Origin of the sequence: Micromonospora sp. M51 (assembly GCF_018070305.1) — a bacterium.
GTDB classification, from domain to species: domain Bacteria; phylum Actinomycetota; class Actinomycetes; order Mycobacteriales; family Micromonosporaceae; genus Micromonospora; species Micromonospora parva.
Genome location: NZ_JAGPXZ010000943.1, coordinates 1 through 2,032, shown reverse-complemented (window position 1 = coordinate 2,032; position 2,032 = coordinate 1). Strand labels below are relative to the sequence as shown.

Here is a 2,032-nt window from a genome sequence, read left to right as displayed (position 1 = left end):
AGTCGGAGGGTCACGGCGGTGTGGGTGAGTGGGCGCGGTGAGTGTGCCGGGCTCGCGCGTCACCCGCGCCCATCTCGCGCGATCTTGCACTTTCTGTTGTGGCATAAGGGATGAGAGCCGCGAAACAGCGACCGAAAGTGCAAGATCGCGGGTGCGGTGCGGTGCGGTGCGGTGCGGCGGGGCGGGGTCGCGGGAGGGCTAGCGCAGGGTGGCGTGGAGGGCGGTTTCCTTGTCTGCCACCAGCTTCTCCAGGTCCTGCTGGTAGGTCGTCATCTTGGCGCGCAGGTCCTCGTCGGTGGCACCCAGGATCCGTACGGCCAGGAGGCCGGCGTTGCGGGCGTTGCCGATCGACACGGTGGCCACCGGAACCCCGGCCGGCATCTGCACGATGGACAGCAGCGAGTCCATGCCGTCGAGGTGCTTCAGCGGCACCGGCACCCCGATCACCGGCAGCGGCGTCACCGAGGCGACCATGCCGGGCAGCGCGGCGGCACCCCCGGCGCCCGCGATGATCACCTTGAGACCCCGGTCGGCGGCGTCGCGCCCGTACTCGATCATCGCGACCGGAGTCCGGTGCGCCGAGATGATCCGCACCTCGTACGCCACGCCGAAGTCGTCCATCACCTCGGCGGCGGCCCGCATGGTCGGCCAGTCCGAGTCACTGCCCATGATCAGCCCAACCGTGCTCACTGCGGCCCTCTCGTCGTCGGCGAAATCGTGGCTCACTCGTGGCCCTCGCGCAGCCAGCGCGCGGCCCGTGCCGCCCGCGCCCGCAGGTCGTCCAGGTCGTCGCCGAGCACCGTGACGTGCCCGATCTTGCGGCCGGGTCGCACCTGCTTGCCGTACAGGTGCACCTTGGCACCCGGCTCGGCCGCGAAGAGGTGGTGCAACCGCTCGTCGATCGACATCCCGCCCGGCTCACCGCCGAGCACGTTCGCCGAGACCACCACCGGGGCGGTCAACGCGGTGTCACCCATCGGGTAGTCCAGCACGGCCCGCAGGTGCTGCTCGAACTGTGAGGTCCGGGCACCCTCGATGGTCCAGTGCCCGGAGTTGTGCGGACGCATCGCCAGCTCGTTGACCACGATCGCCGGGCGACCGGCGTCGTCACGCACCTCGAACAGCTCCACCGCCAGCAGACCGATCACCCCGAGCGCGGTGGCCAGGTCGATGGCGAGCTGCTGGGCGGAGACCGCCAGCTCCTCGTCCAGGCCGGGTGCCGGGGCCAGCACCTCCACGTTGATGCCGTCGCGCTGCACCGTCTCCACCACCGGGTACGCGGCCACCTGGCCGAACGGCGAGCGAGCCACCTGCACGGCCAGCTCCCGTCGCAGCGGCACCCGCTCCTCCACGATCAGCCGGGTGCCGCCAGCGAGCAGGGTGGTTGCCAGCTCGGTGGCCTGAGCGGCGTCGTCGACCATCCAGACGCCCCGACCGTCGTACCCGCCCCGGGCCGCCTTCAGCACCACCGGCCAGCCGACCTGCTCGCCGAAGCCGACGAGGTCGGCGGGCTCCCCGACCGGCCGCCAGGCCGGGTTGGGCGCGCCCAGCTCGGTCAGGCGTTCCCGCATGACCTGCTTGTCCTGAGCGTGCAGCAGCGCGTCCGCCGGCGGGTAGAGGGGCACCCCTTCCGCGGCCAGCGTGCGGATGTGCTCGGAGGGCACATGCTCGTGGTCGAAGGTGACGACGTCGCAGCCCTTGGCGAAGGTACGCAGGGCGGCCAGGTCGGTGTGATCGCCGTACTGGACGTCGGCGGCGACCAGCGCCGCACCGTCGTCAGGGGCGGTCGCGAGCACACGCAGTGACTGGCCGAGGGCGATCGCGGCCTGGTGGGTCATCCGGGCCAACTGGCCGCCACCCACCATGCCGACAACTGGCAGACCGGTACGGGAATCCATAGCGCGGCCAGCCCATCCGGGCCGCCGACGCGCCCACCCGGAGGGCCGGCGATCCACCTGCGCGGGCGCGGGGAGGACCACCCGGCGGGCGGCGCGGACGCCTACCGGGCGTGGCCGTGCGGTCCGCCGCGTAC

2 protein-coding genes are annotated in these 2,032 nt (G+C 72.3%); both read right to left on the bottom strand.

What is annotated here, in order from left to right; translation table 11 throughout:
* Nucleotides 1-198: 198 nt before the first annotated feature.
* A complete protein-coding gene (purE, locus tag KBX53_RS31050) occupies nucleotides 199-690 on the bottom strand; it encodes a 5-(carboxyamino)imidazole ribonucleotide mutase (RefSeq protein WP_210863298.1) in 492 nt (163 codons plus the stop codon).
* A gap of 32 nt (nucleotides 691-722) precedes the next feature.
* The gene (locus KBX53_RS31045) at nucleotides 723-1,898 is read right to left on the bottom strand and encodes a 5-(carboxyamino)imidazole ribonucleotide synthase (RefSeq protein ID WP_210863297.1); all 1,176 of its coding nucleotides are present in this window, start codon (nucleotides 1,896-1,898) and stop codon (nucleotides 723-725) included.
* Nucleotides 1,899-2,032: the final 134 nt, after the last annotated feature.

Bases quoted from the DNA above. Each gene is read 5' to 3' on its own strand.
- KBX53_RS31045 (WP_210863297.1), bottom strand. From the start codon at position 1,898: ATGGATTCCCGTACCGGTCTGCCAGTTGTCGGCATGGTGGGTGGCGGC.